Consider the following 1,983-nt stretch of genomic DNA (forward strand, 5'->3'; position numbering starts at 1 on the left):
CCGCCCTATTCACGCTCTGCCGCATGGATGCCGCGTGGTGCTGCTTCAGGCGGCAAATGGACATTTGGTGGCGGTACGAAGCGCTGTCTTGAAGGGTGCGGCTTCGGTTGAACGCGTGCGAGGAGCTCTACGGCGGCGTTGGCGGCGCAGTTGGTGCACGCTGCGGGCATGCGGCCTCGCCCGCCGGGGACACTGGCGGGGATGGGCGCGACACAGAGTGTTGGACGGAGGCTGGCTTCAGGATCCCGCCCAGGCGAAACGCTCGAAGCGCAGCCAGAGGGCGCTCCAGAAGCCCGCGGCCGTTTGAGCGATGACGAGGGTGACGCGGCGGGCGTGGAGCAGGACACGGCCGCCGACGCGCAGCACGCGCTCGCGGAAGCGGCGCAGGCTCCAGCCGGTGTGGGTGGCGAGTTCCATGGCGCGGCGGCCGGCGTGCATCAGTTCGTAGGCCAGCAGGTGCAGCAGCAGGATGGCCTCGTTGCGGGCGGCGGCGTCAATGCCGGTGGGCAGCGCCGGCAGCGGGTTGTCGCGGTAGCGGCTCTTGGTGCGCGGCGCTGAGGACAGCGCCGGTGCGAGGACGTCCATCAGCTCGCCGAAATGGCCCTCCGCTGTGCCGCGCTGCCGATAATGCGTCAGCAGGTCTTCGGCGGGCATGGCGGCGGCACTGAAGCTGGTCAGCAGCCAGAAGTGGTCGAGCAGCAGGTCGTCCGGGCGCTCTTTGACCACCAGCACGACCCGGCGCGGGCGCGACCAGGGGCCGGCTCGGTACTCCAGCTCGTGCAACCACAGCCGCGGCTCGGCCGGCGGCCGTCCCGGTGGGCGCCTGAGGTACGGCCCGGCCAGACGATCGAGAGCGCGGTTGTTCCGCAGCCTGGCGACATAGGGTGTGCCACGCCGCTCCAGCCCGGCGAGCAGGCGCTCCTCGGGGAAGCCGGCGTCCATGCGCACCGCCGCAACCTGGCACATCGAGCCTTCCAGGCGGTCGACGAGGCTGAGGACGAAGTCGAGCGCACCCTCGGCGGTGTGCGCGTTGCCAGGCCGCAGCCTGGCGTCGAGCAGGTCGCCCGTCTCCGCCGCGCAGGCGACGATCGGGTGGTACATGCGCTGGTGGTAATGCCCGTTCCAAGCCGAGCCCGGCTGCTCGCCGTGCACCTCGACCGGCAAGCCGTCGACGTCGATGGTGAGGTAGCGCAGCGCACGGCCACCGCGCTCGGCCCGCAGCCGCCGGGAAGCGAGTTCGCCCACCGCCTCGCGCAGCACTGGCCGGTTGGGCTCGAGCGTCAGGATGTCGAGCAGCCGCGACAGCGTCGGCTGCGAGGCCAGGTGTGCCCCCTCGGTCAGCGGCGTGGTGCTGCGCGTCCCGGCCGCCGCCAGCCGCAGTGCGGGATCGAGCCGCAGGGCATCGGCGTCGTCCTGGTCACGCCAGCCCTGGGCGAAGAGCAGCAGCATGGTGCGCAGCAGGTCGGCCAAGGGATAGGTCACCAGGTGCGGCTGCCGTGGATCGTGCAGCCGTTCTGTCAGCCAATCGATGATCCCGCTGCGCTCCATCACCTCGCGCATGATCACCGCCCCCGCGTCGCTGGTCAGGCGTTCGACGCGGGCCTCGATCACCACGCCTGCGTTGAAGCTCGGATGGAAGGTCGATGGCGTTTCACCCATGGGTGGTTCGGCTCTCGCTGACATCGCAGCGCAAATGCCTGAATCAGAAACGCATCTCGCGCAAGAACCCGCTCAGAGCGCTGTCAGCGAGAATACGATGGGATCAACGCTGCCAAGCGCTTCATCATGTTCATGATGGAGGCGGAGCAGTATGATCCCTGGTTGACCGGCTGCATCGGCTACTGGTCGCAGCCGCTGGAGGCCTATCGGCAGAGCGCAGTGTGGTCCTCCGATCCCAAGCTCGCGCTGTTCAAGGACGCGATGAACTTGCGCAGATGGTCGGGCTACAAGGGCCCGATCAGCCAGGCTTCGGGCGCGGTGAAC

1 protein-coding gene and 1 pseudogene are annotated in these 1,983 nt (G+C 69.3%); one reads left to right on the top strand and one right to left on the bottom strand.

Annotated elements, in window-relative coordinates:
• Positions 1 to 237: 237 nt before the first annotated feature.
• Positions 238 to 1,659 carry an IS1380 family transposase gene (locus Q7A36_RS39515; RefSeq protein ID WP_305109271.1) on the bottom strand — a complete coding sequence of 474 codons (1,422 nt, stop codon included), beginning with the start codon at positions 1,657 to 1,659 and terminating at the stop codon, positions 238 to 240.
• Between the two features lie 126 nt (positions 1,660 to 1,785).
• On the opposite strand from Q7A36_RS39515, the pseudogene Q7A36_RS39520 reads away from it, so the two are divergent.
• Positions 1,786 to 1,983, top strand: a pseudogene (locus Q7A36_RS39520) (ABC transporter substrate-binding protein); the annotation flags it as partial.

The organism is Paracraurococcus lichenis (assembly GCF_030657435.1).
Lineage (GTDB): Bacteria > Pseudomonadota > Alphaproteobacteria > Acetobacterales > Acetobacteraceae > Paracraurococcus > Paracraurococcus lichenis.